Annotated in this window: 22 protein-coding genes; 16 read left to right on the forward strand and 6 right to left on the reverse strand. The window is 73.4% G+C overall.

Features of this window, described 5'->3' with window-relative positions:
- Positions 1-62 precede the first annotated feature (62 nt).
- Positions 63-542, forward strand: coding sequence for a pyrophosphohydrolase domain-containing protein (locus tag ACZ3IG_RS13630; RefSeq protein WP_467431729.1), 480 nt, complete (start codon positions 63-65; stop codon positions 540-542).
- 275 nt (positions 543-817) lie between these two features.
- On the opposite strand, the gene ACZ3IG_RS13635 is transcribed toward ACZ3IG_RS13630, so the two are convergent.
- Together ACZ3IG_RS13635 and ACZ3IG_RS13640 are read right to left on the reverse strand one after the other, a co-directional pair.
- Complete coding sequence (locus tag ACZ3IG_RS13635; protein ID WP_467431730.1) at positions 818-2,062, reverse strand: cation:proton antiporter; 1,245 nt, start codon at positions 2,060-2,062, stop codon at positions 818-820.
- Between the two features lie 4 nt (positions 2,063-2,066).
- A complete protein-coding gene (locus tag ACZ3IG_RS13640; protein ID WP_467431731.1) occupies positions 2,067-2,552 on the reverse strand; it encodes a cation:proton antiporter regulatory subunit in 486 nt (161 codons plus the stop codon).
- Between the two features lie 213 nt (positions 2,553-2,765).
- Between ACZ3IG_RS13640 and ACZ3IG_RS13645 the strand changes: the two genes are divergently transcribed.
- From ACZ3IG_RS13645 to ACZ3IG_RS13660, 4 genes are all read left to right on the forward strand, one after another.
- Positions 2,766-3,833, forward strand: coding sequence for a HAMP domain-containing sensor histidine kinase (locus tag ACZ3IG_RS13645; protein ID WP_467431732.1), 1,068 nt, complete (start codon positions 2,766-2,768; stop codon positions 3,831-3,833).
- Positions 3,830-4,498 (forward strand): response regulator, encoded by a 669-nt coding sequence (locus tag ACZ3IG_RS13650; protein ID WP_467431734.1) that lies wholly within the window; start codon positions 3,830-3,832, stop codon positions 4,496-4,498. The genes ACZ3IG_RS13645 and ACZ3IG_RS13650 overlap by 4 nt, the downstream gene beginning before the upstream one ends.
- A gap of 67 nt (positions 4,499-4,565) precedes the next feature.
- On the forward strand, positions 4,566-6,083 hold the full coding sequence (gene miaB, locus ACZ3IG_RS13655) for a tRNA (N6-isopentenyl adenosine(37)-C2)-methylthiotransferase MiaB (protein ID WP_467431735.1): 1,518 nt from the start codon (positions 4,566-4,568) through the stop codon (positions 6,081-6,083).
- 116 nt (positions 6,084-6,199) lie between these two features.
- Positions 6,200-6,916, forward strand: a complete 717-nt coding sequence (locus ACZ3IG_RS13660) for a class III extradiol ring-cleavage dioxygenase family protein (protein WP_467431736.1) — start codon at positions 6,200-6,202, stop codon at positions 6,914-6,916.
- 82 nt (positions 6,917-6,998) lie between these two features.
- Here the strand turns inward: ACZ3IG_RS13660 and ACZ3IG_RS13665 are convergent, their stop codons facing one another.
- Together ACZ3IG_RS13665 and ACZ3IG_RS13670 are read right to left on the reverse strand one after the other, a co-directional pair.
- On the reverse strand, positions 6,999-7,271 hold the full coding sequence (locus tag ACZ3IG_RS13665) for an antitoxin (protein ID WP_467431738.1): 273 nt from the start codon (positions 7,269-7,271) through the stop codon (positions 6,999-7,001).
- Between the two features lie 41 nt (positions 7,272-7,312).
- Positions 7,313-7,582, reverse strand: coding sequence for a hypothetical protein (locus ACZ3IG_RS13670; protein ID WP_467431739.1), 270 nt, complete (start codon positions 7,580-7,582; stop codon positions 7,313-7,315).
- A gap of 182 nt (positions 7,583-7,764) precedes the next feature.
- Between ACZ3IG_RS13670 and miaA the strand changes: the two genes are divergently transcribed.
- From miaA to hflX, 6 genes are all read left to right on the forward strand, one after another.
- Positions 7,765-8,703 (forward strand): tRNA (adenosine(37)-N6)-dimethylallyltransferase MiaA, encoded by a 939-nt coding sequence (gene miaA / locus ACZ3IG_RS13675; protein ID WP_467431740.1) that lies wholly within the window; start codon positions 7,765-7,767, stop codon positions 8,701-8,703.
- A 108-nt stretch (positions 8,704-8,811) separates the two neighbouring features.
- Positions 8,812-9,318 carry a hypothetical protein gene (locus tag ACZ3IG_RS13680; protein ID WP_467432454.1) on the forward strand — a complete coding sequence of 169 codons (507 nt, stop codon included), beginning with the start codon at positions 8,812-8,814 and terminating at the stop codon, positions 9,316-9,318.
- 49 nt (positions 9,319-9,367) lie between these two features.
- Positions 9,368-10,237, forward strand: a complete 870-nt coding sequence (gene dapF, locus ACZ3IG_RS13685; RefSeq protein ID WP_467431742.1) for a diaminopimelate epimerase — start codon at positions 9,368-9,370, stop codon at positions 10,235-10,237.
- Positions 10,238-10,453: 216 nt separating this feature from the next.
- Entirely contained in the window at positions 10,454-12,622 is a 2,169-nt protein-coding gene (locus tag ACZ3IG_RS13690; RefSeq protein WP_467431744.1) for a RelA/SpoT family protein, read from the forward strand.
- Between the two features lie 132 nt (positions 12,623-12,754).
- The gene (locus ACZ3IG_RS13695; RefSeq protein WP_467431746.1) at positions 12,755-14,236 is read left to right on the forward strand and encodes a M1 family metallopeptidase; all 1,482 of its coding nucleotides are present in this window, start codon (positions 12,755-12,757) and stop codon (positions 14,234-14,236) included.
- 168 nt (positions 14,237-14,404) lie between these two features.
- The gene (hflX, locus tag ACZ3IG_RS13700; protein WP_467431747.1) at positions 14,405-15,895 is read left to right on the forward strand and encodes a GTPase HflX; all 1,491 of its coding nucleotides are present in this window, start codon (positions 14,405-14,407) and stop codon (positions 15,893-15,895) included.
- A gap of 198 nt (positions 15,896-16,093) precedes the next feature.
- Here hflX and ACZ3IG_RS13705 read toward each other — a convergent pair whose 3' ends face one another.
- The gene (locus ACZ3IG_RS13705) at positions 16,094-16,228 is read right to left on the reverse strand and encodes a hypothetical protein (RefSeq protein ID WP_467431749.1); all 135 of its coding nucleotides are present in this window, start codon (positions 16,226-16,228) and stop codon (positions 16,094-16,096) included.
- A gap of 291 nt (positions 16,229-16,519) precedes the next feature.
- Here ACZ3IG_RS13705 and ACZ3IG_RS13710 point away from each other — a divergent pair, with 291 nt between their 5' ends.
- The 4 genes from ACZ3IG_RS13710 (at position 16,520) to ACZ3IG_RS13725 (ending at position 22,514) form a co-directional block, all read left to right on the forward strand.
- Positions 16,520-17,746 carry an aminotransferase class III-fold pyridoxal phosphate-dependent enzyme gene (locus tag ACZ3IG_RS13710; protein ID WP_467432456.1) on the forward strand — a complete coding sequence of 409 codons (1,227 nt, stop codon included), beginning with the start codon at positions 16,520-16,522 and terminating at the stop codon, positions 17,744-17,746.
- Positions 17,747-17,937: 191 nt separating this feature from the next.
- Complete coding sequence (locus ACZ3IG_RS13715) at positions 17,938-19,767, forward strand: IucA/IucC family protein (RefSeq protein WP_467431750.1); 1,830 nt, start codon at positions 17,938-17,940, stop codon at positions 19,765-19,767.
- A gap of 24 nt (positions 19,768-19,791) precedes the next feature.
- Positions 19,792-20,373 (forward strand): GNAT family N-acetyltransferase, encoded by a 582-nt coding sequence (locus ACZ3IG_RS13720; protein ID WP_467431751.1) that lies wholly within the window; start codon positions 19,792-19,794, stop codon positions 20,371-20,373.
- Positions 20,374-20,525: 152 nt separating this feature from the next.
- Positions 20,526-22,514: an ATP-dependent DNA helicase gene (locus tag ACZ3IG_RS13725; protein ID WP_467431752.1), complete on the forward strand. Its 1,989-nt coding sequence runs from the start codon at positions 20,526-20,528 to the stop codon at positions 22,512-22,514.
- 160 nt (positions 22,515-22,674) lie between these two features.
- On the opposite strand, the gene lexA is transcribed toward ACZ3IG_RS13725, so the two are convergent.
- Positions 22,675-23,454, reverse strand: coding sequence for a transcriptional repressor LexA (gene lexA / locus ACZ3IG_RS13730; protein ID WP_215172467.1), 780 nt, complete (start codon positions 23,452-23,454; stop codon positions 22,675-22,677).
- A 903-nt stretch (positions 23,455-24,357) separates the two neighbouring features.
- Between lexA and nrdR the strand changes: the two genes are divergently transcribed.
- Positions 24,358-24,912, forward strand: a complete 555-nt coding sequence (nrdR, locus tag ACZ3IG_RS13735; RefSeq protein ID WP_467431754.1) for a transcriptional regulator NrdR — start codon at positions 24,358-24,360, stop codon at positions 24,910-24,912.
- Positions 24,913-25,057: the final 145 nt, after the last annotated feature.

Below are 25,057 nucleotides of genomic sequence, written 5' to 3' on the forward strand. Positions count from 1 at the left end.
CGCTGACCAGGGCGGTCGGGAGCGGAGGCCGATTGTCACAGGGGGTCGTTACAGTCGGGCGCATGAGTACGTCCTCTGTCCGCCGCCCGAGTTCCTCCGCCGACGGTCGCACGAGCGGGTCCCCCGACGCTTGCAGCAGCGGGTCCCCCGCCGACCTGGTCCGTGCCTTCCACCACGCCTTCGGGCTGGACGTCCGCGACACCCCGGCGCGGGTGGCGCCGGCCCTGGCCGCCCACCGCGGCGAACTGCTCGCCGAGGAGGCCGCCGAGGTCGCCGAGGTCTCCGTCGAGGGCCCGCTCGACCGGCTCGCACACGAGCTGGCCGACGTGGTCTACGTCGCCTACGGCACGGCCCTGGTCCACGGCATCGACCTGGACGCGGTGATCGCCGAGATCCACCGGTCCAACATGACCAAGCTGGGCCCCGACGGCCAGGTCAGCCGCAGAGCCGACGGCAAGGTCCTCAAGGGCGAGCACTACGAGGCCCCGGACGTGGCGGGGGTGCTGCGCCGGCAGGGGTGGACGCCCGACGGCGAGGAGTGACGCCGCACGGCGGGGAGTGACGCCGCACGGCGGGGAGTGACGCCGCACGGCGACGAGTGAGCAGCGCGGCGACCGGGCGGTTCCGGCCTCAGCCGGCCACCGACCGCGACCGTGCGGCCCGCCCCAGCCGACCACGGAGTGACCGAAGCCGGACGGCCCGCCCCGCCCGGCCACGGAGTGACCGAAGCCGGACGGCCCGCCCCGCCCGGCCACGGAGTGACCGAAGCCGGACGGCCCGCCCCGCCCGGCCACGGACCGAGGCCGGACGGCTCGCCTCAGTCGGCCACCGACGCCTCCGCGTCCGCCGTCCGCCGCACCTGCTCGGGCACGTCCGGAAGGCGGTCGGCCTTGCGCCGGTCGTCGCGGCGCCGGGCCAGCCGCGTCGCGACGGACTCGGTGTACCGGGCGGTGAGCGGGCCGAGGATGACCAGGATCAGCACGTACGCCGTCGCCAGCGGGCCGAGGGACGGTTCGATGCCGGCCGACACCGCCAGCCCGGCGATGACGATCGAGAACTCGCCGCGGGCGACCAGCGCGCCGCCCGCCCGCCAGCGCCCCTTGACCGAGATCCCGGCCCGCCGCGCAGCCCAGTACCCCGTCGCGATCTTGGTCAGCGCGGTGAGGACGGCCAGGGCCAGGGCGGGCAGCAGGACCGGCGGGATGCTCGCCGGATCGGTGTGCAGCCCGAAGAAGACGAAGAAGACGGCGGCGAACAGGTCCCGCAGCGGGCTCAGCAGCGTGTGCGCGCCCTCCGCGACCTCCCCGGACAGGGCGATACCCACCAGGAACGCCCCGACCGCCGCCGACACCTGGAGCTGCTGGGCCACGCCCGCGACCAGGATCGTCAGCCCCAGCACGACCAGCAGCAGCTTCTCCGGGTCGTCGCTGGAGACGAACCGGGAGATGACCCGGCCGTAGCGGACCGCCACGAACAGTACGATCCCGGCCGCGCCCAGCGCGATCGCCAGCGTGACGCTGCCCGTCATCAGCCCGGCACCGGCCACCAGCGCCGTGACGATCGGCAGGTACACCGCCATCGCCAGGTCCTCCAGGACCAGCACACTGAGGATCACCGGGGTCTCCCGGTTGCCGACCCGGCCCAGATCGCCGAGCACCTTGGCGATGACACCGGACGACGAGATCCAGGTGACACCGGCCAGCACCACGGCGGCCACCGGACCCCAGCCCATCAACAGCGCCGCGACGGCACCCGGCAGGGCGTTGAACGCGCAGTCCACCAGCCCCGCCGGATAGTGCGACTTCAGGTTGGTGACCAGATCACCGGCGGTGTACTCCAGGCCCAGCATCAGCAGCAGCAGGATGACGCCGATCTCGGCGCCGGTCGCGACGAACTCCTCGCTGGCGCCGAGCGGCAGCAGCCCGCCCTCGCCGAAGGCCAGCCCGGCGAGCAGGTAGAGCGGTATGGGCGAGAGGCCGAAACGCCCGGCGAACCGGCCGAGCAGGCCGAGGCCGAGGATGATGGAACCGAACTCGATCAGCAGTACCGCGGAAGAGTGCACCGGATCACTCCCGCCCGAGTATCGCGGCGGCGGCGTCGACGCCCTCGCGGGTGCCGATGACGATCACGATGTCGCCGCCGATCAGGCGGAAGTCCGGCGCCGGGGAGGGGATGGCCTCGGCATGCCGCAGCACGGCCACGACCGACGCGCCCGTCTCCGTCCGCATCCTGGTGTCGCCCAGCACACGCCCGTTCCAGTGGGAGGTCGCCGACACCTCGATCCGCTCGGCCACCAGCCCGAGCGAGGAGGTGTGCAGCAGGCTCGCGCTCTGGTGCGACGGCTTCAGCGCGTCGATCAGCGCGCCCGCCTCCGAGCCGGTCAGCTTCAGGGACTGGGCGCAGGAGTCGGGGTCGTCGGCCCGGTACACGTTGACCGTGCGGGCGCCGTCACGGTGGGCCACCACCGACAACTGACGGCGTTCACGGGTGACCAGGTCGTACTGGACCCCGATGCCCGGCAGCGGCGTCGCCCTCAGGCGTGGAGCGGACACGTGTCTTCCCCTCGTTCGTTCTCGTGCTGTGCTGCGCCCGGGGCACATGGGTGTCCGGTGGCGCGCCGCCATGCTGTCATCCGCGCGTACGGTGGCGATATGGGTGTCGTGACGGATATACGCAACCGGCCTGGGGTCAGGAGACTGCTCCCGGCGGTGCCGCGAGCAAGATCCGCCAGATCCGCGAGATCCGGAAGGAGCGGGAAGAAGACCGTGTCGCTGTTCTGGCGCATCTTCTCGCTCAACGCCACCGGCCTGGTCCTGGCCACCGCGCTGCTGCTGGGACCGGTGACCGTCTCCACCCCCGTGCTGCCGCACGAGGCGCTGATCCTGCTCGGCGGCCTCGCCGCGCTGCTGATCGGCAACGCGGTCGTCCTGCGGCTCGGACTCACCCCGCTGCGACGGCTGGGCCGTGCCATGTCCACCGCCGACCTGCTGCGCCCCGGGACCCGCCCGGAGGTCTCCGGCCCCGCTGAGGCCGCCGTGCTGATCGCGACGTACAACACCATGCTCGACCGCCTCCAGGCGGAACGCGCCGCCGGGGCCGCACACGCCCTGCACGCCCAGGAACGCGAGCGCCACCGCATCGCCAGGGAACTGCACGACGAGGTCGGCCAGACCCTCACCGCCGTCCTCCTCCAGCTCAAACGGGTCGCCGACCGGGTGCCCGACGGGCTGCGCGACGAGGTGACCCAGACCCAGGAGGCGACCCGGGCCGGACTGGACGAGATCCGCCGCATCGCCCGCCGGCTGCGCCCCGGCGTCCTGGAGGAACTGGGCCTGGCCAGCGCCCTGCGCTCGCTCGCCGCCGAGTTCACCCACCACGGGCTCACCGTCCGCCACCAGGTCCCCGGTGACCTGCCCCCGCTCACCCCGGAGGCGGAACTCGTGCTCTACCGGGTCGCCCAGGAGGGCCTGACCAACACCGCCCGGCACTCCGCCGCCGACCGTGCCGAACTCACCCTGCGCCGGTTCCCCGACGCCGTCGAGCTCCTGGTCCGCGACAACGGCACCGGCATCGGCGGCGCCCCCGAGGGCGCCGGCATCAGCGGCATGCGGGAACGCGCCCTGCTGGTGGGAGCCGACCTCGCCGTGGTACCCGGTCCGGACAGAGGCACGGACGTACGCCTGCGCGTGCCCACCGCTTGCGCCGGCGCCGGTCCCCACGCGCGCGTGCCCACCGCTCCCGGCGGCACCGGCCCGCACGCGCGCGTGACGGCCGGGCCCGCCGGAGCCGACCCCCACGCGCGCGTACCCGGCGCGCCCGGAGACCGACAATGACCGCACCTTCCCCACCGCCCCCGATACGCGTCCTGCTCGCCGACGACCACACCCTGGTACGCCGCGGAGTACGCCTCATACTCGACGGCGAACCCGACCTGACCGTAGTGGCCGAGGCCGGGGACGGCGCCGAGGCGGTCGCGGCGGCCCGGGCCGGCGGCATCGACCTCGCGGTGCTGGACGTCGCCATGCCCCGTATGACCGGCCTCCAGGCGGCCCGCGAACTCTCCCGGCGCCTGCCCGGCCTGCGCATCCTCATCCTGACGATGTACGACAACGAGCAGTACTTCTTCGAGGCGCTCAAGGCGGGTGCCTGCGGCTACGTCCTCAAGTCGGTCGCCGACCGCGACCTCGTGGAGGCATGCCGGGCCGCCGTGCGCGACGAGCCCTTCATCTACCCGGGCGCCGAGCGCGCCCTGGTCCGCGCCTACCTGGACCGCCTGCACCGGGGCGACGGCCTGCCCGCGCGGCCGATCACCGAGCGCGAGGAGGAGATCCTCAAGCTCGTCGCCGAGGGCCACACCTCCAAGGAGATCGGCGAACTCCTCTTCATCAGCGCCAAGACCGTCGAACGCCACCGCGCCAACCTGCTCCAGAAGCTCGGCGTCCGCGACCGCCTGGAGCTGACCCGCTACGCGATCCGCGCGGGTCTGATCGAGCCTTGACCAGCGGATACGGCGGTTGTCCACAGGGTGCCCGGGCCACTGTCGCGGACCGCCTACCCTTATTGCCATGACCAGCATCGACCGGAGCCAGACCGTGGGCGCCCCCCGCACATACGAGGTACGCACCTACGGGTGCCAGATGAACGTCCACGACTCCGAGCGATTGTCCGGTCTGCTGGAGGACGCCGGGTACGTCCGCGCCCCCGAGGGCTCCGACGGCGACGCGGACGTCGTCGTCTTCAACACCTGCGCCGTCCGGGAGAACGCCGACAACAAGCTGTACGGCAACCTCGGCCACCTCGCCCCGAGGAAGGCGAGCCGCCCCGGCATGCAGATCGCGGTCGGCGGCTGTCTGGCCCAGAAGGACCGCGACACCATCGTGAAACGCGCCCCCTGGGTCGACGTCGTCTTCGGCACGCACAACATCGGCAAGCTGCCGGTGCTGCTGGAGCGGGCCCGCGTGCAGGAGGAGGCGCAGGTCGAGATCGCCGAGTCCCTGGAGGCGTTCCCGTCCACCCTGCCCACCCGGCGCGAGAGCGCCTACGCCGCCTGGGTCTCCATCTCCGTCGGCTGCAACAACACGTGCACCTTCTGCATCGTCCCCGCCCTGCGCGGCAAGGAGAAGGACCGCCGCCCCGGCGACATCCTCGCCGAGGTCGAGGCCCTGGTCGCCGAGGGCGTCTCCGAGATCACCCTCCTCGGGCAGAACGTCAACGCGTACGGCTCCGACATCGGCGACCGCGAGGCGTTCAGCAAGCTGCTGCGGGCCTGCGGCACCATCGACGGCCTGGAGCGGGTCCGCTTCACCTCCCCGCACCCGCGCGACTTCACCGACGACGTGATCGCCGCCATGGCCGAGACGCCGAACGTGATGCCGCAGCTGCACATGCCGCTCCAGTCCGGCTCCGACCCGGTGCTCAAGGCGATGCGCCGCTCCTACCGCCAGGAGCGCTTCCTCGGCATCATCGACAAGGTCCGCGCCGCCATTCCGCACGCCGCGATCACCACCGACATCATCGTGGGCTTCCCCGGCGAGACCGAGGAGGACTTCGAGCAGACCCTGCACGTCGTCCGTGAGGCCCGCTTCGCCCAGGCCTTCACCTTCCAGTACTCCAAGCGCCCCGGCACCCCGGCCGCCGAGATGGAGGGCCAGATCCCCAAGAAGGTCGTCCAGGAGCGCTACGAGCGGCTGGTCGCCCTCCAGGAGGAGATCTCCTGGGAGGAGAACAAGAAGCAGGTCGGCCGCACCCTGGAGCTGATGGTCGCCGAGGGCGAGGGCCGCAAGGACGGCACCACCCACCGCCTCTCCGGCCGCGCCCCCGACAACCGCCTGGTCCACTTCACCAAGCCCGACGAGGAGGTCCGCCCCGGCGACGTGGTCACCGTCGAGATCACCTACGCCGCCCCGCACCATCTCCTCGCCGAGGGCGCCGTCCGCGACGTGCGGCGCACCCGCGCGGGCGACGCGTGGGAGAAGCGCAACACCGCGGAGCGGGCCAAGCCCACGGGCGTGCTGCTGGGCCTGCCGAAGATCGGCGTCCCCGAGCCGCTGCCGGTCGCGGCGAGCGGCTGCGGGTGCGACTGACACAGCGGCTGACAGAGCATCTGCCACAACTGCTGACACAGGCGCTGCCACGGGCGCTGTCGTAAGCGCGCGTGCTCGGGAGAGGCGGACGGACCGGACGGGGTACGCTGCCGGTCATGCTTGTCGCCGCCGCCGTCTGCCCCTGCCCGCCCCTCCTGGTCCCCGACGTCGCCGCGGGCGCCGCGCCGGAACTCGACGCGGCCCGCGCCGCGTGCGCGGACGCCCTGGGCGTGCTCGCCGCCGCCCGGCCCGACCGTCTGGTCGTGGTCGGCCCCGCCGAGGGCTCAGGCCCCGAGGCGTACCCGCAGGGCACCCCCGGATCGTTCCGCGGCTTCGGCGTGGACGTGGACGTACGGCTCGGGCCGGGCGGGGACGCCGTGACGCCCGTACGGGAGTTGCCGTACGGGCTCGCCGTCGGCGCCTGGCTGCTGGAGCGGACCGGGTGGCGCGACGCCCCGGTCGAGGGGCTCGGCGTGGGGGAGTCCCTCACCGCCGGGGAGTGCGCCGTCCTGGGTCGGGACATCGGCGCGCGGGCCGGGCGGGTGGCGATGCTCGTGCTGGGGGACGCCAGCGCGTGCCGCACGGTCAAGGCGCCGGGCTACCTCGACGAGCGGGCGGCGCCCTTCGACGCGGCGGCCGCCCGTGCGCTGGGCGCGGCGGACCTGGCGGCCCTGGGGGCCCTGGACCAGGGGCTGGCCCGAGAGCTGAAGGTGTCGGGGCGCGCGCCCTGGCAGGTCCTGGCGGGGGCCGCCGAGGACGCCGATCTCGGCGGCGCGCTGCTGTACGAGGACGCGCCCCACGGGGTCGGGTACGTGGTGGCCGCCTGGTCGTAGCCAGGGCGAACGGGCGCACACGACGGCGGACGGCCGGGAGCCGTTCCGTTCCCCGGCCGTCCGCCGTCGTGTACCCCGCCGGTCAGTGCGCCGGGGGTGTGGGGCCTGCCGTGGGCGTGCCGCCGTCCGGCCCGGCGCCGGGACCGTCCTTGTGCGCGAGGCGGTCCATGGCGTGCTTGGCCTTGCCCGTACCGGACTGGATCCGGTCGCTGTACTTGCCCTTGGTCTTCTCGTCGACGGTCTTCGCCGCCCTGTCGAGCCCGTGCTGGATCTTGTCCCCGTGCTGCTGCGCGAGGTCGGAGACCTTGCCCTTGGCCGGGCCCAGCTTGGCCTTCAAGTTGTCCAGGAGACCCATGGTCCACCTTCCTGCGCGGCTGCGGCTGGTGCGGTCGGCTGTTATGTGCGGGCGCCCTCGCCGGCCTCGCTGTCGACGGCCTCCCCGGCGGACTGCTGCTTGGGGATCTCGACGCCGTCGGTCCCGGCCGCCCCGACGGCAGCCTGTGCCGCGGGCTCCGGCGTCCCGTCGGCCCCGGCGCCGGCCGGCTCCGCGGCGGTGGCCGTTTTCTCGGCCTCGGTCCCGGCGTCCGGTGCCCCGGCCGGTGCCTCGGCGGCCGGGGCCTCCTCCGTCGGCTTCGGCTTCCGAAGAAGCCATGCAAAAACGCCCATATCAACTCCATACGGTACTCTTGCGGGCGAATTCCCGCGTTGCCCGGTGCCTCCGTTCGCGCGGCCCGGGCCGCCGCCTCCGCGTCTTGGGGGCGGGAACCTCGCAACGGGCAACGACCTCGATGACGTGATGTCACGTAACTCGTTCGAGGCCTCGCCGAGAGGTTTGCGAGACTGGGGCGGTGAGCAGTGCACCTCCCGCCCCCCGCGTCATCGCCGTCGTCGGACCGACCGCAGCCGGTAAGTCCGATCTGGGCGTCTTTCTGGCCCAACGGCTCGGCGGCGAAGTCGTCAACGCCGACTCCATGCAGCTCTACCGAGGGATGGACATCGGCACCGCCAAACTGACGCCCGAGGAGCGAGCGGGGGTCCCGCACCATCTCCTGGACATCTGGGACGTGACCGTCACCGCCTCCGTCGCCGAGTACCAGCGCCTCGCCAGGCAGCGGATCGACGCCCTGCTGGCCGAGGGCCGCTGGCCGATCCTGGTCGGCGGCTCCGGCCTCTACGTCCGTGGCGCCGTCGACAAGATGGAGTTCCCCGGCACCGACCCCGAGGTCAGGACCCGGCTGGAGGAGGAGCTGACCCTGCGCGGCTCCGGCGCGCTGCACGCGCGGCTGGCCGTCGCCGACCCGGAGGCCGCGCGCGCCATCCTGCCCAGCAACGGCCGCCGGGTCGTCCGCGCCCTGGAAGTGATCGAGATCACCGGCCGGCCCTTCACCGCCAACCTCCCCGGCCACGACTCCGTCTACGACACCGTGCAGATCGGCGTCGACGTGGCCCGCCCGGAGCTGGACGCCCGGATCGCACGCCGGGTCGACCGGATGTGGGAGGCCGGTCTGGTGGACGAAGTGCGCGCACTCCAGGCGCAGGGGTTGCGCGAAGGGCGTACGGCGTCGCGCGCGCTCGGCTACCAGCAGGTGCTCACGGCGCTCGCCGGTGAAACCACCCTGGAGGAGGCCCGGGACGAGACCGTACGGGCCACCAAACGCTTCGCGCGCCGTCAGGATTCATGGTTCAGGCGCGACCCCCGGGTGCATTGGTTGAGTGGGGCCGTGGCGGACCTCCGGGAACTTCCGCGGCTCGCGCTGTCGTTGGTCGAACGACCGGTTACAGCCTGATCACGTCATGGCATCGGGACGCCCCGGCCGTCATCCAGGCGTCCGGGGGCGTGCCATCATCGAGCTTCGATCGACCAAGTGGAGTCCTAGTGGGGAGGGCGCGTGGCGATGGAGGCCGGCCCTCGTGACACCGCGACGAGCACCGATCACGTCACCGTCGACGGCCCGGAACCGGAGCCGGACGCGGCCCGTCCGGGCCCGGACGGGCTCGACGAGACGCGGGGCGGCGTGACCGCCGACGGACCGGAGCCCGAGGAGATGTACGCGGGCGGCGAGGAGGTCGAGGTCGAGCTGCGTCCGCAGCGGCGACTGCGCCTGTGGCAGCTCGCGCCCATCGTCTGCCTGGCCGCGGTCGGCTCCCTGATGTTCGCCTTCCCGCTCGCCTTCGACTTCGGTGACAGCGGCGCGATGATCGCCATGCTGGGGCTGCTGATCTGCTCCTGCGCGGCCGGCTGGGGCATGATGGCCGCCCGTCGCGTCGGCCACACCTGGCCGGGCCTGCCGCAGCGGGGCTCGGGCCGCCGCCCCGACTGGCGGGTGGTCCTCGCCTACGTGGTCGTGGTCGCCGCCGTCATCGTGCTGGCGGTGTGGCGCGTGGCCCGTCTGCGCGGCTGACGGCGCCCTGTCCGGAGGGCACGCCGGCGCCACCCCGTACGATCGAGGAATGAGCACGCGGATCGCCTTCCTCAAGGGTCACGGCACCGAGAACGACTTCGTGATCGTGCCGGACCCCGAGAACGCCGTCGAGCTGCCGCGGGCCGCCGTCGCCGCCCTGTGCGACCGCCGCGCCGGCATCGGCGGTGACGGGCTGCTGCACGTGGTGCGGTCCGCCGCGCACCCCGAGGCCCGGCACCTGGCGGCCGAGGCCGAGTGGTTCATGGACTACCGCAACGGCGACGGCTCGGTCGCCGAGATGTGCGGCAACGGCGTGCGGGTCTTCGCGCGCTACCTCCAGCACGCCGGGCACGTGACCGAGGGAGACCTCGCCGTCGCCACGCGCGGGGGCGTGAAGAGCGTCCATCTCGCGAAGGACGGTGCCGTCACCGTCGGCATGGGCCGCGCCCTGCTCCCCGACGGCGACGTCACGGTGAGCGTCGGCGAGCGCCACTGGCCCGCGCGGAACGTGAACATGGGCAACCCGCACGCGGTCGCCTTCGTGACCGATCTCGCGCACGCGGGCGACCTGCTCTCCCCGCCGCCGTTCAGCCCGGCCGCCGCCTACCCGGACGGGGTGAACGTCGAGTTCGTGGTCGACCGGGGCCCCGGGCACGTGGCGATGCGCGTCCACGAACGAGGCTCCGGCGAGACCCGCTCCTGCGGCACGGGGGCGTGCGCCGTCGCCGTCGCCGCCGCCCGCCGGGACGGTGTCGACCCGGTCGTGACCGGGACCCCGGCGACGTACACGGTGGACGTTCCCGGCGGCACCCTGGTCATCACCGAGCGGCCCGACGGCGAGATCGAGATGACCGGCCCGGCGGTGATCGTCGCCGAGGGCGAGATCGACGCCGAGTGGTGGACGGGGGCCGCCGTGTGAGCACCAGAGCGATCCTCGACGCCCCGCTCGGAAACGTAAACCTGCCACCCATCGCTCGAATGGGTGATCCGTTTCATGCTCGGCGAGAGGCGGTCGGCCGTACGTGATGGGCTCGATAGCATCAAGCACCGGCCCGGACGGCGGACCGACGTCGTTCCCCGTGCCCCGCCCGACCCGGGGTGGCCCGTCCGCCGGTCGACGCAGCCGGAGGTGCCCATGAACGCGGAGGCCGCGAAACCCGCGAGCCCAGGCCCGGTGACGCCCGCGTCCACCGTCGCCGCCACCCCCACGACGCCCCGCCGCAAGGCCCGCCCCCGGCTCGACCTGCGGCGCCTGGGCCGCGCCGCACTGCTCGGCCCCGGCACCCGCGACCGGCTCCCCGACGCCATCGGCCACGTGGTCGAGGCCCACCGCGCCCACCACCCCGACGCGGCCATCGACCCCCTGCGCCGCGCCTATCTGCTCGCCGAGTCCTCGCACCGCGGCCAGATGCGCAAGAGCGGCGAGCCGTACATCACGCACCCCCTCGCCGTCACCCTCATCCTCGCCGAACTGGGTGCCGAGACCACCACGCTGACCGCCTCCCTCCTGCACGACACCGTCGAGGACACGGAGGTGACCCTCGACCAGGTGGGCGCGGAGTTCGGCGAAGAGGTCCGCTACCTCGTCGACGGCGTCACCAAACTGGAGAAGGTCGACTACGGCGCCGCCGCCGAGCCCGAGACCTTCCGCAAGATGCTCGTCGCCACCGGCAACGACGTCCGCGTGATGTCGATCAAACTCGCCGACCGGCTGCACAACATGCGCACCCTCGGCGTGATGCGCCAGGAGAAGCAGGAACGCATCGCCAAGGTCACCCGGGACGTCCTCATCCCGCTCGCCGAACGGCTCGGCGTCCAGGCGCTCAAGACCGAACTGGAGGACCTCGTCTTCGCGGTCCTGCACCCCGAGGACCACCGGCGCACCAAGGACCTCATCGCCGAGAACGCCGCCCGCCCGGACGACCCGCTCGCCGCGACCGCCGACGAGGTACGGGCCGTGCTGCGCGACGCCGACATCCCGGCGGAGGTCCTGATCCGGCCCCGCCACTTCGTCTCCGTGCACCGCGTGGGCCGCAAACGCGGCCGGCTCGCCCCGACCGACTTCGGCCGCCTGCTGGTCCTGGTGAACGAGGACGCCGACTGCTACGCCGTCCTCGGCGAACTGCACACCTGTATGACGCCGGTGGTCTCGGAGTTCAAGGACTTCATCGCCGTACCGAAGTTCAACCTGTACCAGTCGCTGCACACCGCCGTGGCCCGCGAGGGCGACGGCCAGGTCGTCGAAGTCCTCATCCGCACCCACCAGATGCACAAGGTCGCCGAGGCCGGAGTCGTCGCCCTCGGCAACCCCTACACCGCGCCCGGCGAGGAGCAGTCCGCGGGCGACGGCGAACGCGTCGACCCCACCCGCCCCGGCTGGCTCTCCCGCCTCCTCGACTGGCAGCGGGCGGCCCCCGACCCCGACACCTTCTGGTCCACCCTGCGCGAGGACCTCGCCCAGGACCGTGAGATCACCGTCTTCCGGCCCGACGGCGGCACCCTGGGCCTGCCCGAGGGCGCGACCTGCGTGGACGCCGCCTACGCGCAGTACGGCGAGGACGCGCACGCGTGCATCGGCGCCCGCGTCAACGGGCGGCTGGCGACGCTCAGCACGGTCCTGCGCGACGGCGACACCGTGCAGCTCCTCATGGGGCAGGACCCGGCCTCCGAGCCCTCCCGGGAGTGGCTGGAGCACGCCCACACCCCCGCCGCCCGCATCGCCATCCAACGCTGGCTCACCGCCCACCCGGGGCGCGGTGGCGCCGAGGACGAGGAGCCCGCGCGGCCGGGCACCGACGAGGGGCTGGTCGTCCGGCGCGCCCCGGAGGCACCGGACGGCGGTGCCGACGCCCCCGCCGTCCTGGTCGACCTGCCGGACGTGACCGTACGGCTGGCCGGCTGCTGCACCCCCGTACCGCCCGACGAGGTCACCGGCTTCGCCGTGCGCGGGTCCGTGGTGACCGTGCACCGCGCGGAGTGCGCCGTGGTGGCGCGGATGAAGAGCGCGGGGCGCGCGGAGGTCGGCGTGCGCTGGGGCGACACCGCCGGCGGCCGGGTCACGCTGCTCGCCGAGTCCTTCGTCCGTCCGCATCTCCTGGCCGACCTCACCGAGGCGATGGCCCTGGAGGGCGCCGAGATCGTCTCCGCGACCGTCGAGCCCCCGGACCGGCAGCGCGTGCGCCACACGTACACCGTTCGTCTCCCGGACGTCGCCCACCTGCCCGCCCTGATGCGCGCGATGCGGAACGTGGCGGGTGTGTACGACGTGAGCCGGGCGCAGCAGCCGCAGCCCACGGGCGGCTGACCGGCCGTCGAGGGCTCGACGGTCTGGGGCGCGGTGGTCGGGCCGCGGTGGTCTGGTGGCGCGCGAGGCCGTTCGGGTGCGCCGGGCGCGCGCCGTCGCCGTGGCGTGCGCGGGCGCTGATAGCCGTGGGGGATGCCGCACACTTCCCCCACCTCACGCTCCGGGATCCGGGCGGCGCTGCTCGCGTCGGCCGCCTCGCTGTGTCTGACCGCCGCGAGCGCCCCGCCGGCCCCGCTCGGCATCGGCGACCGCCTCTTCCCGTACCTGGGCAACCCCGGCTACGACGTGCTGGCCTACGACCTCTCCTTCACCTACTCGGGCAGCAACACCGAGCCGCTGCGCGCCGTCACCACCATCGACGCCCGGACCACGGCCGGCCTGGACCGGATCAACCTGGACTTCGCCCACGGCACCGTCGGCTCGGTGGAGGTCGACGGCGAGCCCGCCGCCTTCGCCGCCGCCGGTGAGGACCTGGTGATCACGCCCGGGGAGGCGCCGGCCGAGGGCGACCGGATCCGGATCACCGTGCGGCACAGCAGCGACCCCGCCGACCCCGCAGGACGCGAGGGCGGCTGGGTCCGCACCGCCGACGGCCTCGCCCTGGCCAACCAGGCCGACGCCGCCCACCTGGTCTTCCCCTGCAACGACCACCCTTCCGACAAGGCGTACTTCACCATCAGGGTCACCGCCCCCGACGGCCACACCGCCGTCGCGAACGGGCTGCCGCACGGCCGCTCCCCGGCCGGCGACGCGGCGACCACCTGGACGTACCGCACCCGGCACCCCATGGCGACGGAACTGGCCCAGGTGTCCGTCGGCCGCAGCACGGTGCTGCGCCGCACCGGCCCGCACGGGCTGCCCGTACGGGACGTCGTCCCCACCCGGCACCGCACGGCGCTGGAGCCGTGGCTGCGGAAGACCCCCGGCCAGATCGCCTGGATGGAGGGCAGGGTCGGGCCGTACCCCTTCGAGACGTACGGCCTGCTCGTGGCCGACGCCTCCACCGGGTTCGAACTGGAGACGCAGACGCTCTCCCTCTTCGAGAGGAACCTGTTCACCGAGCGGGTCCACCCGGAGTGGTTCATCGAGTCGATCATGGTGCACGAGCTGGCCCACCAGTGGTTCGGCGACAGCGTCAGCCCGCGCGACTGGTCCGACCTGTGGCTCAGTGAGGGGCACGCCACCTGGTACGAGGCCCTGTACGCCGAAGAGCGCGGCGGTCAGTCGCTGACCGCCCGGATGAAGGCCGCCTACAGCACCTCCGACGACTGGCGCGCCGAAGGCGGACCGCCGGCCGCGCCCAAGGCGCCCGAACCCGGCCGCAAGACGAGCATCTTCCGGCCCAGCGTCTACGACGGCTCCGCGCTGGTTCTCTACGCCCTGCGCCAGGAGATCGGCCGCCCGGCCTTCGAACGCCTCCAACGGAGCTGGGTGAGCCGCCACCGGGACTCCGACGCGACCACCGCCGACTTCGTCCGGCTCGCCGGCGAGGTGGCCGGCCGCGATCTGGGCGGCTTCCTCCACGCCTGGCTCCACGGTGAGCGGACCCCGCCGATGCCCGGTCACCCGGACTGGAAACAGGCCCGGACGACTGCCGCGCCGACGCCCGGGTAATAAGCCAATGACGAGACGCCCCGTGCCGTGCGACCATTTTCCGGTCGGCGCGCGGTACGGGAGGCGGGAATCTCCCCGCCCGCTCACGCGTTGTGACGTATGACCGGCCCGTGGCGCGTTGAGCGCCGCGGTATCCGTTACCGGGTTTCCCAGAGATGTAAGGATCCAATGACCTCCTCTTCTTCCACTTCCCAGGACACCAAGCGCCTCGCGCACACCTATCCCGAGGGTCTTCGGGCCGATGCCCTGATGGAAGAGGACGTCGCCTGGAGCCACGGGAACGACGCGGAGTGGGACGGCGACCAGTTCGACCGCTCCGAGCGCGCGGCACTGCGCCGCGTGGCGGGCCTCTCCACCGAGCTGGAGGACGTCACCGAGGTCGAGTACCGGCAGCTCCGCCTGGAGCGCGTCGTCCTCGTCGGCGTCTGGACCTCGGGCACGGCACGGGACGCGGAGAACTCCCTCGCCGAGCTGGCCGCCCTCGCGGAGACCGCGGGCGCGCTGGTGCTCGACGGCGTGATCCAGCGCCGTGACAAGCCCGACGCGGCCACGTACATCGGCTCCGGCAAGGCGCAGGAGCTGCGCGAGATCGTGCTGGAGACGGGCGCGGACACCGTCATCTGCGACGGTGAGCTGAGCCCCGGCCAGCTGATCCAGCTGGAGAACGTCGCCAAGGTCAAGGTCATCGACCGGACCGCCCTGATCCTCGACATCTTCGCCCAGCACGCCAAGTCCCGCGAGGGCAAGGCGCAGGTGGCGCTCGCGCAGATGCAGTACATGCTGCCGAGGCTGCGCGGCTGGGGTCAGTCGCTGTCCCGGCAGATGGGTGGTGGCCGCGGTGGTCTCGCGACCCGCGGTCCCGGTGAGACCAAGATCGAGACGGACCGGCGCCGGATCCGCGAGAAGATGGCGAAGATGCGCCGTGAGATCGCGGAGATGAAGACCGGCCGCGAGGTCAAGCGCCAGGAGCGCCGGCGCCACAAGGTGCCGTCCGTCGCCATCGCGGGCTACACCAACGCCGGCAAGTCCTCCCTGCTCAACCGCCTCACCGGCGCGGGCGTCCTGGTCGAGAACGCGCTGTTCGCGACCCTGGACCCGACCGTGCGCCGCGCGGAGACGCCGAGCGGGCGGCTGTACACCCTGGCGGACACCGTCGGCTTCGTCCGGCACCTGCCCCACCACCTGGTCGAGGCGTTCCGTTCCACCATGGAGGAGGTCGGCGACTCCGACCTGATCCTGCACGTGGTGGACGGCTCGCACCCGGTCCCGGAGGAGCAGCTCGCCGCCGTGCGCGAGGTGATCAGGGACGTCGGCGCCACTGGCGTACCCGAGATCGTCGTGATCAACAAGGCCGACCTGGCCGACCCGCTGGTACTCCAGCGGCTGCTCCGGGTCGAGAAGCACTCCATCGCCGTCTCCGCCCGCACGGGCCGGGGCATCGAGGAACTGCTCGCGCTGATCGACAACGAGCTGCCCCACCCGTCCGTCGAGATCGAGGCGCTGGTGCCGTACACGCACGGCAAGCTGGTCGCCCGCGCCCACGACGAGGGCGAGGTGCTCTCCGAGGAGCACACCCCGGAGGGCACGCTGCTCAAGGTCCGGGTGCACGAGGAACTCGCGGCGGAACTCACGCCGTACGTTCCGGCGTCGCTCGCCTGATCGCCGTACGGGTCCGGCACGGACCCGGTACGTCGTAGGTCCGAGGGCCCGCCTCCCGCTTCGGCGGTGGGGCGGGCCCTCGGACACGTCGTACGCCGGTGTCGTCGCCACGGGGATGACACCGGGAAGGGGGAGGCCGAGGGGGACGTCGAGGGTGACGCTGCGGGGTGACGCCCCTTCGCCGCGCTCGGCGCGCCCTCACTGTCCGGCAGGCTCCGCGCTGACCGCGTCGTACACGGCCTTTGCCTCCGGGCCGATGGAAGTGCTGGACACCTGCACCGGGTCGCCGTCGGCCCCGGCCGCCACCCAGCCGCCGCCGGACGAACCCGGCACGTCGTACGTCCTGTGCCCCTGCCGGTACCAGAACGCTGTACGCCCGCTCCGGGGAACCTCCGGCGGAACGTCAACGGGCTGCGTCACGGGCAGATCCGGCGGCAGGCCGTAACCCCGTGCGCGATCGGGGGTTGGTAGCGGTGAGGGGTGGCCTGCGGCCCGACCGCGGTCCCTCCCTGAACAGCGGAAGGACAGGAAACCGTGGCCGAATCCGGGTGCGGGGGGTTGGTGTCGACGGGGGACGGGGCGGCGGGGACGGCGGTGCGGGCCGTCCGGGAGGCGCCCTCGGGAATGTACGTGGGCGCACCGAGGCGCCAGCCGGCGCGTGAGACGGCGGCGCGTACCTACGCGCGCGCCCTGCCGGTCGTCCCCGTCCGGGCGCGGGGACTCACTGTCGAGGGCGCGGACGGCCGGCGCTATCTGGACTGTCTCTCCGGTGCCGGAACACTGGCCCTCGGGCACAACCACCCGGTCGTGCTGGAGGCGATCCGCGAGGTGCTCGACTCCGGCGCCCCCTTGCAGGTCCCCGACCTGGCGACACCGGTCAGGGAGGCCTTCGTCGGCGAACTGCTGCGCACCCTGCCGCCCGTTTTCGCCGGGCACGCGCGCGTCCGGTTCTGCGGTCCCGGCGAGACGGACGCGGTGGACACCGCCGTGGCACTCGTCCGCGCCGCGACCGGCCGGACGGGCATCGTCCCGTGCGGTGCGGACAGGCCCGCGTGCGGCCGGGGCGAGTCCGCGCGGCTCGCCGCCTTCGGGGCGGACGCGACACCGGCCGGGATGCTGCTCGCGCCGGTCTCGGACGAGGGACTGCTCCCCTTGTCCGACGACCGGATGCGCCGGATGCGGAAGCTGACCGCCGCGCGGTCCGTCGCGCTGATCGCCGACGAGCGAAGCACGGGCGTCGGCCGGACCGGTGCCTACTGGGCGGTGGACCACGCCGGGGTCGTGCCCGAGGTGATGGTCCTCTCCCGGGCGATCGGCGGCAGCCTGCCGCTGTCCGTCGTCGTCCATCACGAGGACCTCGACCCCGGCGACCTCGGCGCCCCCGCCGGAGCCTTCTGCGGCAATCAGCTCGCCATGGCCGCGGGCACGGCGACCCTGGCCCACGTCCGTGAGAACCGCCTGGCCGAGCACGCGGCCACCCTGGGCGCCGGCCTGCTCGGCCGGCTGCGGGAGCTGACCGGCGTACACCCGTGCGTCGGGGAGGTGCGCGGGCGTGGGCTGATGATCGGGATCGAGTTCGTGCACGCCGAGGAGGACCCGTCCGACGACGGCGCCGGTCGTCCCTGCCGCCGTCCCGCGCCCGGACTCGCCGCCGCCGTCCAGCGGGAATGCCTGCGCCGCGGTCTCATCGTGGGCGTCGGCGGCCGGCCCGCGAACGTCGTCCGGCTGCTGCCACCGCTGACCATCACGGAGGAACAGGCGGCGGCGGTACTCGACCGCCTGGCCGACGCCGTCCGCTCGGTGGCCCGCGGCCACTCCGGTCAGGCCCCGCCCTGCCCGCACCCACGCTGAGCCCGTCTGCGCGACGGCACCCTCGCCGCCGGCTCCGGCGCACGCGCCGTCCCCGCCCGCGTCACATCCCGCGTACATCCCGGCTGCGCGAGCCCGGACCATCCGCCGGACCACCTGTTCGTCCCGCTCCCGGCTTCCTGTCCATTTCGTAGTACTTCCCTACGGAAAAACGTTCGCTCAGAGGACTCGTCGTGATCTCCTTCCCCCCGTCCGAAGACCAAGTCCGCCCGCGGACGTCCGGCACCCCGGGCCACCACGAGTCGGTGCCCAGACAGCAGGTCCCCGCCCGGACGGACCCCTTGGCGCATCCGGACCCCCACACCGCTGCCCAGGCCGCCGCCGTGGAGAACCTGCTGCGCTGCTGGCTCCGGGAGACCGACGTACCCGCCCCGGAGCACGGGGTCCTCCGCGTCCCCCTGCCCGCCAGCGGTACGGCCCTGCTGGTGCCCGTCCGCCACTGGTCACCGACGGGATGGCACCGTTTCGGCGTGCCCTGCCTGGCCGGAGCTGCCCAGCCGGGCCGGCCGGTGGACGCGGTGACCGTCGCCGCGCTGCTCGCCAGGGAGACGCCCGGCGCCACGGCGGCCGACGCCGTCGACCTCGTGGCCCGGGTCGCCGACTCCGTCCGCCGGACCACCGTCTTCGTCCGCGACCGCAGGGAACGGCCCGCCGACGCCCCCGACCTCTTCCTCGCCGCCGAGCAGGCCCTCGTCCACGGCCACCCCCTGCACCCGACACCGAAGAGCCGCGAAGGGCTCACCGAGAGCGAGCTGCGCCGGTACTCACCGGAACTGCGGGGCTCCTTCCCGCTGCACTGGATGGCGGTCGCCCCCTCGGTGCTGCGCACCGACTCCGCCTGGACCGAGCGCGGCCGCCCCGTCACCGGCCCTCGGCTCACCGCCCGGCTGGCCCCCAAGAGCGAGCTGCCGGACCTGCCGGACGGGTACGCCGCCCTGCCCCTGCACCCCTGGCAGGCCCAGGAGATCCGGCGCCGGCCCGAGGCCGAGACCTTGCTGGACGCCGGTCTGCTGCGTGACCTCGGCCCCCGCGGCCTGCCCTGGAGCCCCACGTCCTCCGTACGCACCGTCCACCGCACCGCCGCGCCCGCCATGCTCAAGCTCTCCCTGGGCCTGCACATCACCAACTCACGCCGGGAGAACCTGCGCAAGGAACTGCACCGGGGCGTCGAGGTCCACCGCCTCCTGCGCCGGGGCCTCGCGGCCCGCTGGCAGGCCGCGCACCCGGGGTTCGACATCGTCCGCGACCCGGCCTGGCTCGCCGTGGACGGACCGGACGGCACACCCGTGCGCGGACTGGACGTGGTCATCCGGCACAACCCGTTCCGCCCCTGTGACGACGTCTCCTGCGTCGCCGGGCTCGTCGCGCCCCGCGCCCACACGCCCGCGTCCCGGCTGGCCGAGATCATCCACGGCCTGGCCGCCCGGACCGGACGGTCGCCCGGCGCCGTGGCCGCCGAGTGGTTCCCGCTCTACTTGGAACAGGTCGTCCGCCCCGTCCTCTGGCTGGACGGGGAAGCGGGCATCGCCCTGGAGGCTCACCAGCAGAACACGCTGTTGCTCCTGGACGCCGACGGCCGGCCCGCGGGCGGCCGCTACCGCGACAACCAGGGCTACTACTTCCGGGAGTCCCGCCGCGCCGAACTCGACGCCCGGCTGCCCGGCCTCGGCGAACGGAGCGACACCTTCGTCCCCGACGAGGTGGCCGACGAACGGCTCGCGTACTACCTCGCGATCAACAACGTGCTCGGCCTGGTGGGCGCCTTCGGCTCCCAGCGGCTCGCCGACGAAGGGCTGCTGCTGGACGCCTTCCGCCGCTTCCTGTGCGAGGCCGCGGCGGGGCCGCGCCGGATGCGCAGCTCACTGCCCGGCCGGCTGCTCGACTCGCCTGTCCTGCGCTGCAAGGCCAACCTGCTGACCCGGGTGCGGGGCCTGGACGAACTCGTCGGTCCGGTCGACACCCAGTCCGTCTACGTCACCCTGTCCAACCCCCTGCATCGCTGACCCGTACGAGACAGGAGCGGCACCGTGCCACGCACCGAGGCGAGTATCCAGGTGGCCGCCTGGGGGCCGGCCGACACGCCCGCCGGCGTGTTCCGCCTGCTCCCCGTGCGCCTCGCCCGGGACCTGCGGCTGATCAGCCGCTGGATGAACGATCCGGCGGTCGCCCTCTTCTGGGAACTGGCCGGACCACCGAGCGTGACCGAGTCCCATGTACGCGCCCAGCTCGCCGGGGACGGCGGCAGTGTGCCGTGCCTCGGTGTCCTGGAGGGCAGGCCGATGAGCTACTGGGAGATCTACCGCGCCGACCTCGATCCGCTGGCCCGCCACTGCCCCGTACGGCCCCACGACATCGGCGTCCACCTGCTCATCGGCGCGGCCGCCGACCGGGGGCGCGGTCTTGGCACCACGCTGATCAGGGCCGTCGCCGAGCTGGCGCTGGATTGGCGGCCCTCGTGCACGCGCGTCCTCGCGGAACCGGACGTGCGCAACACCCGCTGCGTCGCCGCGTTCCTCGGCGCCGGTTTCCGGTTCCGCGGCGAGATCGACCTGCCGGCCAAGCGCGCGGCCCTCATGGTCCGGGACCGTGCCCCTCGCCGCTCGCTGTGACGCCAGGGGCACATACGGCGCCGTCCGCTGATGTCCACCACCCCGCGCGCCCTCCTTTCCTCCCCTGCGCCCCTGCCGGGCCGTCCGCGGCCGGGTGCTCCCCGTCGCCTGCTCGCCCGTTTGTCAGTCCCGGGCCGTAGGGTGGTCGCGCTATGACGAAGCCCTCACTTCCCGAACTCCTGCACGCTGCCGTCACTGCCGTCGGCGGCACGGAGCGCCCCGGCCAGGTGGCCATGGCCGAAGCGGTCGCGGAGGCGATCGACGACGGTTCCCATCTGCTGGTCCAGGCCGGCACCGGCACCGGCAAGTCGCTCGGTTACCTCGTGCCCGCGCTCGCGCACGGGGACCGGGTGATCGTGGCGACCGCCACCCTGGCCCTCCAGCGCCAGCTCGTCGAGCGGGACCTGCCGCGTACGGTGGACGCGCTCCACCCGCTGCTGCGCCGCCGCCCGGAGTTCGCGATGCTCAAGGGCCGGTCGAACTACCTCTGTCTGCACCGGCTGCACGAGGGCGTTCCGCAGGACGAGGAGGAGGGCCTCTTCGACCAGTTCGAGGCGGCCGCCCCCACCAGCAGGCTGGGCCAGGACCTGCTGCGGATGCGCGACTGGGCGGACGAGACCGAGACCGGCGACCGCGACGACCTCACGCCCGGTGTGTCGGACCGGGCCTGGTCCCAGGTGTCGGTGTCGTCGCGGGAGTGCCTGGGCGCCACGAAGTGCGCCTACGGCGCCGAGTGCTTCGCGGAGATGGCCCGGGAGCGCGCCAAGCTCGCCGAGGTCGTCGTCACCAACCACGCGCTGCTCGCCATCGACGCCATCGAGGGCGCCCCGGTCCTCCCGCAGCACGAGGTGCTGATCGTCGACGAGGCGCACGAGCTGGTCTCCCGGGTCACCGGCGTCGCCACCGGCGAACTCACCCCGGGCCAGGTCAACCGTGCGGTGCGGCGCGCCGCGAAGCTTGTCAACGAGAAGGCCGCCGACCAGCTCCAGACCGCCTCGGAGGGCTTCGAACGGCTGATGGAGCTGGCCCTGCCCGGCCGCCTGGAGGAGGTCCCGGAGGACCTCGGCTACGCGCTGATGGCCCTGCGCGACGCGTGCCGCACGGTGATTTCCGCGATCGGCGCCACCCGCGACAAGTCCGTGCAGGACGAGGACGCGGTACGCAAACAGGCCCTCGCCTCCGTGGAATCCGTGCACGACGTGGCGGAGCGGATCGTGAACGGCTCCGAGTGGGACGTCGTCTGGTACGAGCGGCACGACCGCTTCGGCGCCTCGCTGCGGGTCGCTCCGATGTCCGTCGCGGGCCTGCTGCGGGAGAAGCTCTTCGCCGACCGCTCGGTGGTGCTGACCTCGGCGACCCTGAAGCTGGGCGGCGATTTCAACGGGGTCGGCGCCTCGCTCGGCCTGGCCCCCGAGGGCACCGAGGGCGAGGACGTCCCGCAGTGGAAGGGCGTCGACGTCGGCTCGCCCTTCGACTATCCCCGGCAGGGCATCCTGTACGTCGCCAAGCACCTGGCGCGTCCCGCGCGGGACGGCGACCGCGGCGACATGCTCGACGAGCTGACGGAGCTGATCCAGGCGGCGGGCGGCCGGACGCTCGGGCTGTTCTCGTCGATGCGGGCGGCGCAGCTGGCCGCCGAGGAGCTGCGGGCGCGGATTCCCGAGTTCCCGATCCTGCTCCAGGGCGAGGAGACGCTCGGCGAGCTGATCAAGAACTTCGCGGGCGATCCGAAGACCTGCCTGTTCGGCACCCTCTCCCTCTGGCAGGGCGTCGACGTGCCCGGCCCCAGCTGCCAGCTGGTCGTCATGGACAAGATTCCGTTCCCGCGCCCGGACGACCCGTTGATGAGCGCCCGGCAGAAGGCGGTGGAGGAGGGCGGCGGCAACGGCTTCATGGCGGTGGCCGCCACCCACGCGGCCCTGCTCATGGCCCAGGGCGCGGGCCGGCTGGTCCGGGCTTCCGGTGACCGCGGCGTGGTCGCCGTACTGGACCCGCGTCTGGCCACGGCCCGGTACGGGAGCTATCTGAAGGCGTCACTGCCCGACTTCTGGTACACCACGGACCGTAATCAGGCCCGGAAGTCGCTGGCGGCCATCGACGCGGCGGCGCGACAGGCGGAAGCGGAAGCGGAGGCCGGGTGATCGGTGGGTGGCCTGGCGCGGACGCCCCGCCGGGCCACCCACCGATGCGCAAGCCGCGGCCACCGGGGTCTCGGGACAGCACAGGGCCCCGGAACCGGCGCAGGGGTCCCGGGGCCCGGTCAGGACGGCGGGGCCCTCAGTGGCCCGCCCGCCGTGGCACTCAGACGCGGCGCAGAACGGCCACCACCTTGCCGAGGATGGTCGCGTCGTCGCCGGGGATCGGCTCGTACGCCGAGTTGTGCGGGAGCAGCCAGACGTGGCCGTCCTCACGCTTGAAGCGCTTCACCGTGGCCTCGCCGTCGAGCATCGCGGCCACGATGTCGCCGTTCTCCGCGACCGGCTGGCGACGGACGGTGACCCAGTCGCCGTCACAGATGGCGGCCTCGATCATCGAGTCGCCGACCACCTTGAGCACGAACAGCTCGCCGTCACCGACCAGCTGCCGGGGCAGCGGGAAGACGTCCTCGACGGACTCCTCCGCGAGGATCGGGCCACCGGCCGCGATGCGTCCGACGAGCGGGACGTACGACGCGGCCGGCTTGCCCGCGGTGTCCGTGGGCTGCACGGAGGCCGCCTGGTCGGAGCCGCGCACCTCGTAGGCGCGCGGGCGGTGCGGGTCGCGGCGCAGGAAGCCCTTGCGCTCCAGCGCCATCAGCTGATGGGCGACGGAGGACGTGCTGGAGAGGCCGACGGCCTGGCCGATCTCACGCATGGACGGCGGGTAGCCCCGGCGCTGGACCGAGTCCCGGATGACCTCGATCACCCGGCGTTGGCGGTCGGTGAGTCCCGAGCTGTCCGCCCTGATCCCTGGAGGTCGGCCGGGCATGGAGCGCTTGGCTCCCTCTGGATTCGTGGCTTCGTTCATCGCGTGCACCGGCTCGATCCGCCCCGGGGAGCGGTCCTGGGCGGTGATGGCGGCACTGTCTGCGGTGGTGGTCACGTCGGCCCCTCTCGATGGTCTCCCTGCTGGACAACGGTAGTTGCTTTCGAAAGGTTGCGCCAAACACACGTTCGAGTGAAAAAACGTGGTTTGCCTGACGTGATCAGGTGTCCAGGTGTATTGCCCCCACAGGGTTCGGCGGGCATAAGGGTCCATTGCTGTACCCTTCACCGCCGGGGTGGTGGCCTCGCGGGCTGTGGCCCCAGTCTGCCATTCGGCATTCCGTCGGACGGGGAGCGGCCCTCATCTGCGCGGGAGTCCCACCTCGCCTCCCCGCGGCGCCCACGGTATCTCCGCACCCGCCGCATCGGCGCCGCCGTGCGTACGCGCGCGTGACGTGTCGTCCCGCCCTACGGGCTCGGGGGCGGCCCCGCCTTCCGCCTCGGCGGACCGGGGGTGCCCCGTCCTCCGGGTCCGCGGGCGTCTCGCCGTGCGGGTTCGCGGACGGTCCGCCTCCCGGGTGCGCGGATGTCCGGCCGTCCCGCGGCGCGGATGTCCCGCCGTCCCGCGGCGCGGACGTTCCGGCGTCCGGCTTCGCGGGTGCGTACGGTCCGGCTTCGCGGACGTGCACGCGCGACGAGGGCGACGCGGCCCCGCCGGCGGACCGCGCGCGAGGGCGGGAACGAGCCGCAGGGCGGCTCCGGCGCCGGCCGCGGCCGGGCGCGGCCCGGTTCGCCGGGGTGAACGGCCGGGCGCCGACCGCCGGTGCGGGCGCGACACGCGTGAAGGCGTGGATGTGTGAGCCAATCCCCATATCTAGTGGTTGGATTGCATCAGTGGCCCACAAGTTGTGGTGCCCCCGGTCTTGAGGCCGGTGGCGATCGCCTATGCTTGGGGCTGCTTCGAGGGGCCTGAAGGGCCTCGTGAGGCTATTGAGTCTGCCGTGAGGAGGGTTGGAGTCCCATGCACTGCCCCTTCTGCAGGCACCCCGACAGCCGTGTCGTCGACAGCCGTACGACCGACGACGGCACGTCGATCCGCAGGCGCCGCCAGTGCCCTGACTGCTCCCGTCGGTTCACGACCGTGGAGACCTGCTCGCTGATGGTGGTCAAGCGGTCCGGGGTCACCGAACCGTTCAGCCGCGCCAAGATCATCAACGGCGTGCGCAAGGCGTGCCAGGGGCGGCCCGTCACCGAGGACGCGCTCGCCCAGCTCGGCCAGCGGGTCGAGGAGGCGGTGCGGGCCACCGGGAGCGCCGAGCTGACCAGTCACGACGTGGGGCTGGCCATACTCGGCCCGCTCCAGGAACTGGACCTCGTCGCCTACCTGCGGTTCGCCTCGGTCTACCGAGCGTTCGACTCGCTCGAGGACTTCGAGGCCGCGATCGCGGAACTCAGGGAAGAGACGGGACAGCCGGGCGTGAGCGACGGCGACGGAGCCGGCGCGGGGAGCCAGGAAGACGGCCACGGGCCCGAGGGAACCGCGCAGGTCCCCGAGCCCGCAGGCGCCGCCGACTGACCGGCGGGCCGGCCCCGTCCCCCCGGGTGGGAGGAACCGGGACCGGCCGGACGGCGGCGGAGAAGAGACCTGTTGCGGGCGGAGCCAGTAGGCCCGCAACACCAGACAGAACACCGTGCCACGGGAACATCGGGGCACTTCAGGG

It is taken from the genome of Streptomyces sp. NPDC016677, assembly GCF_055562815.1.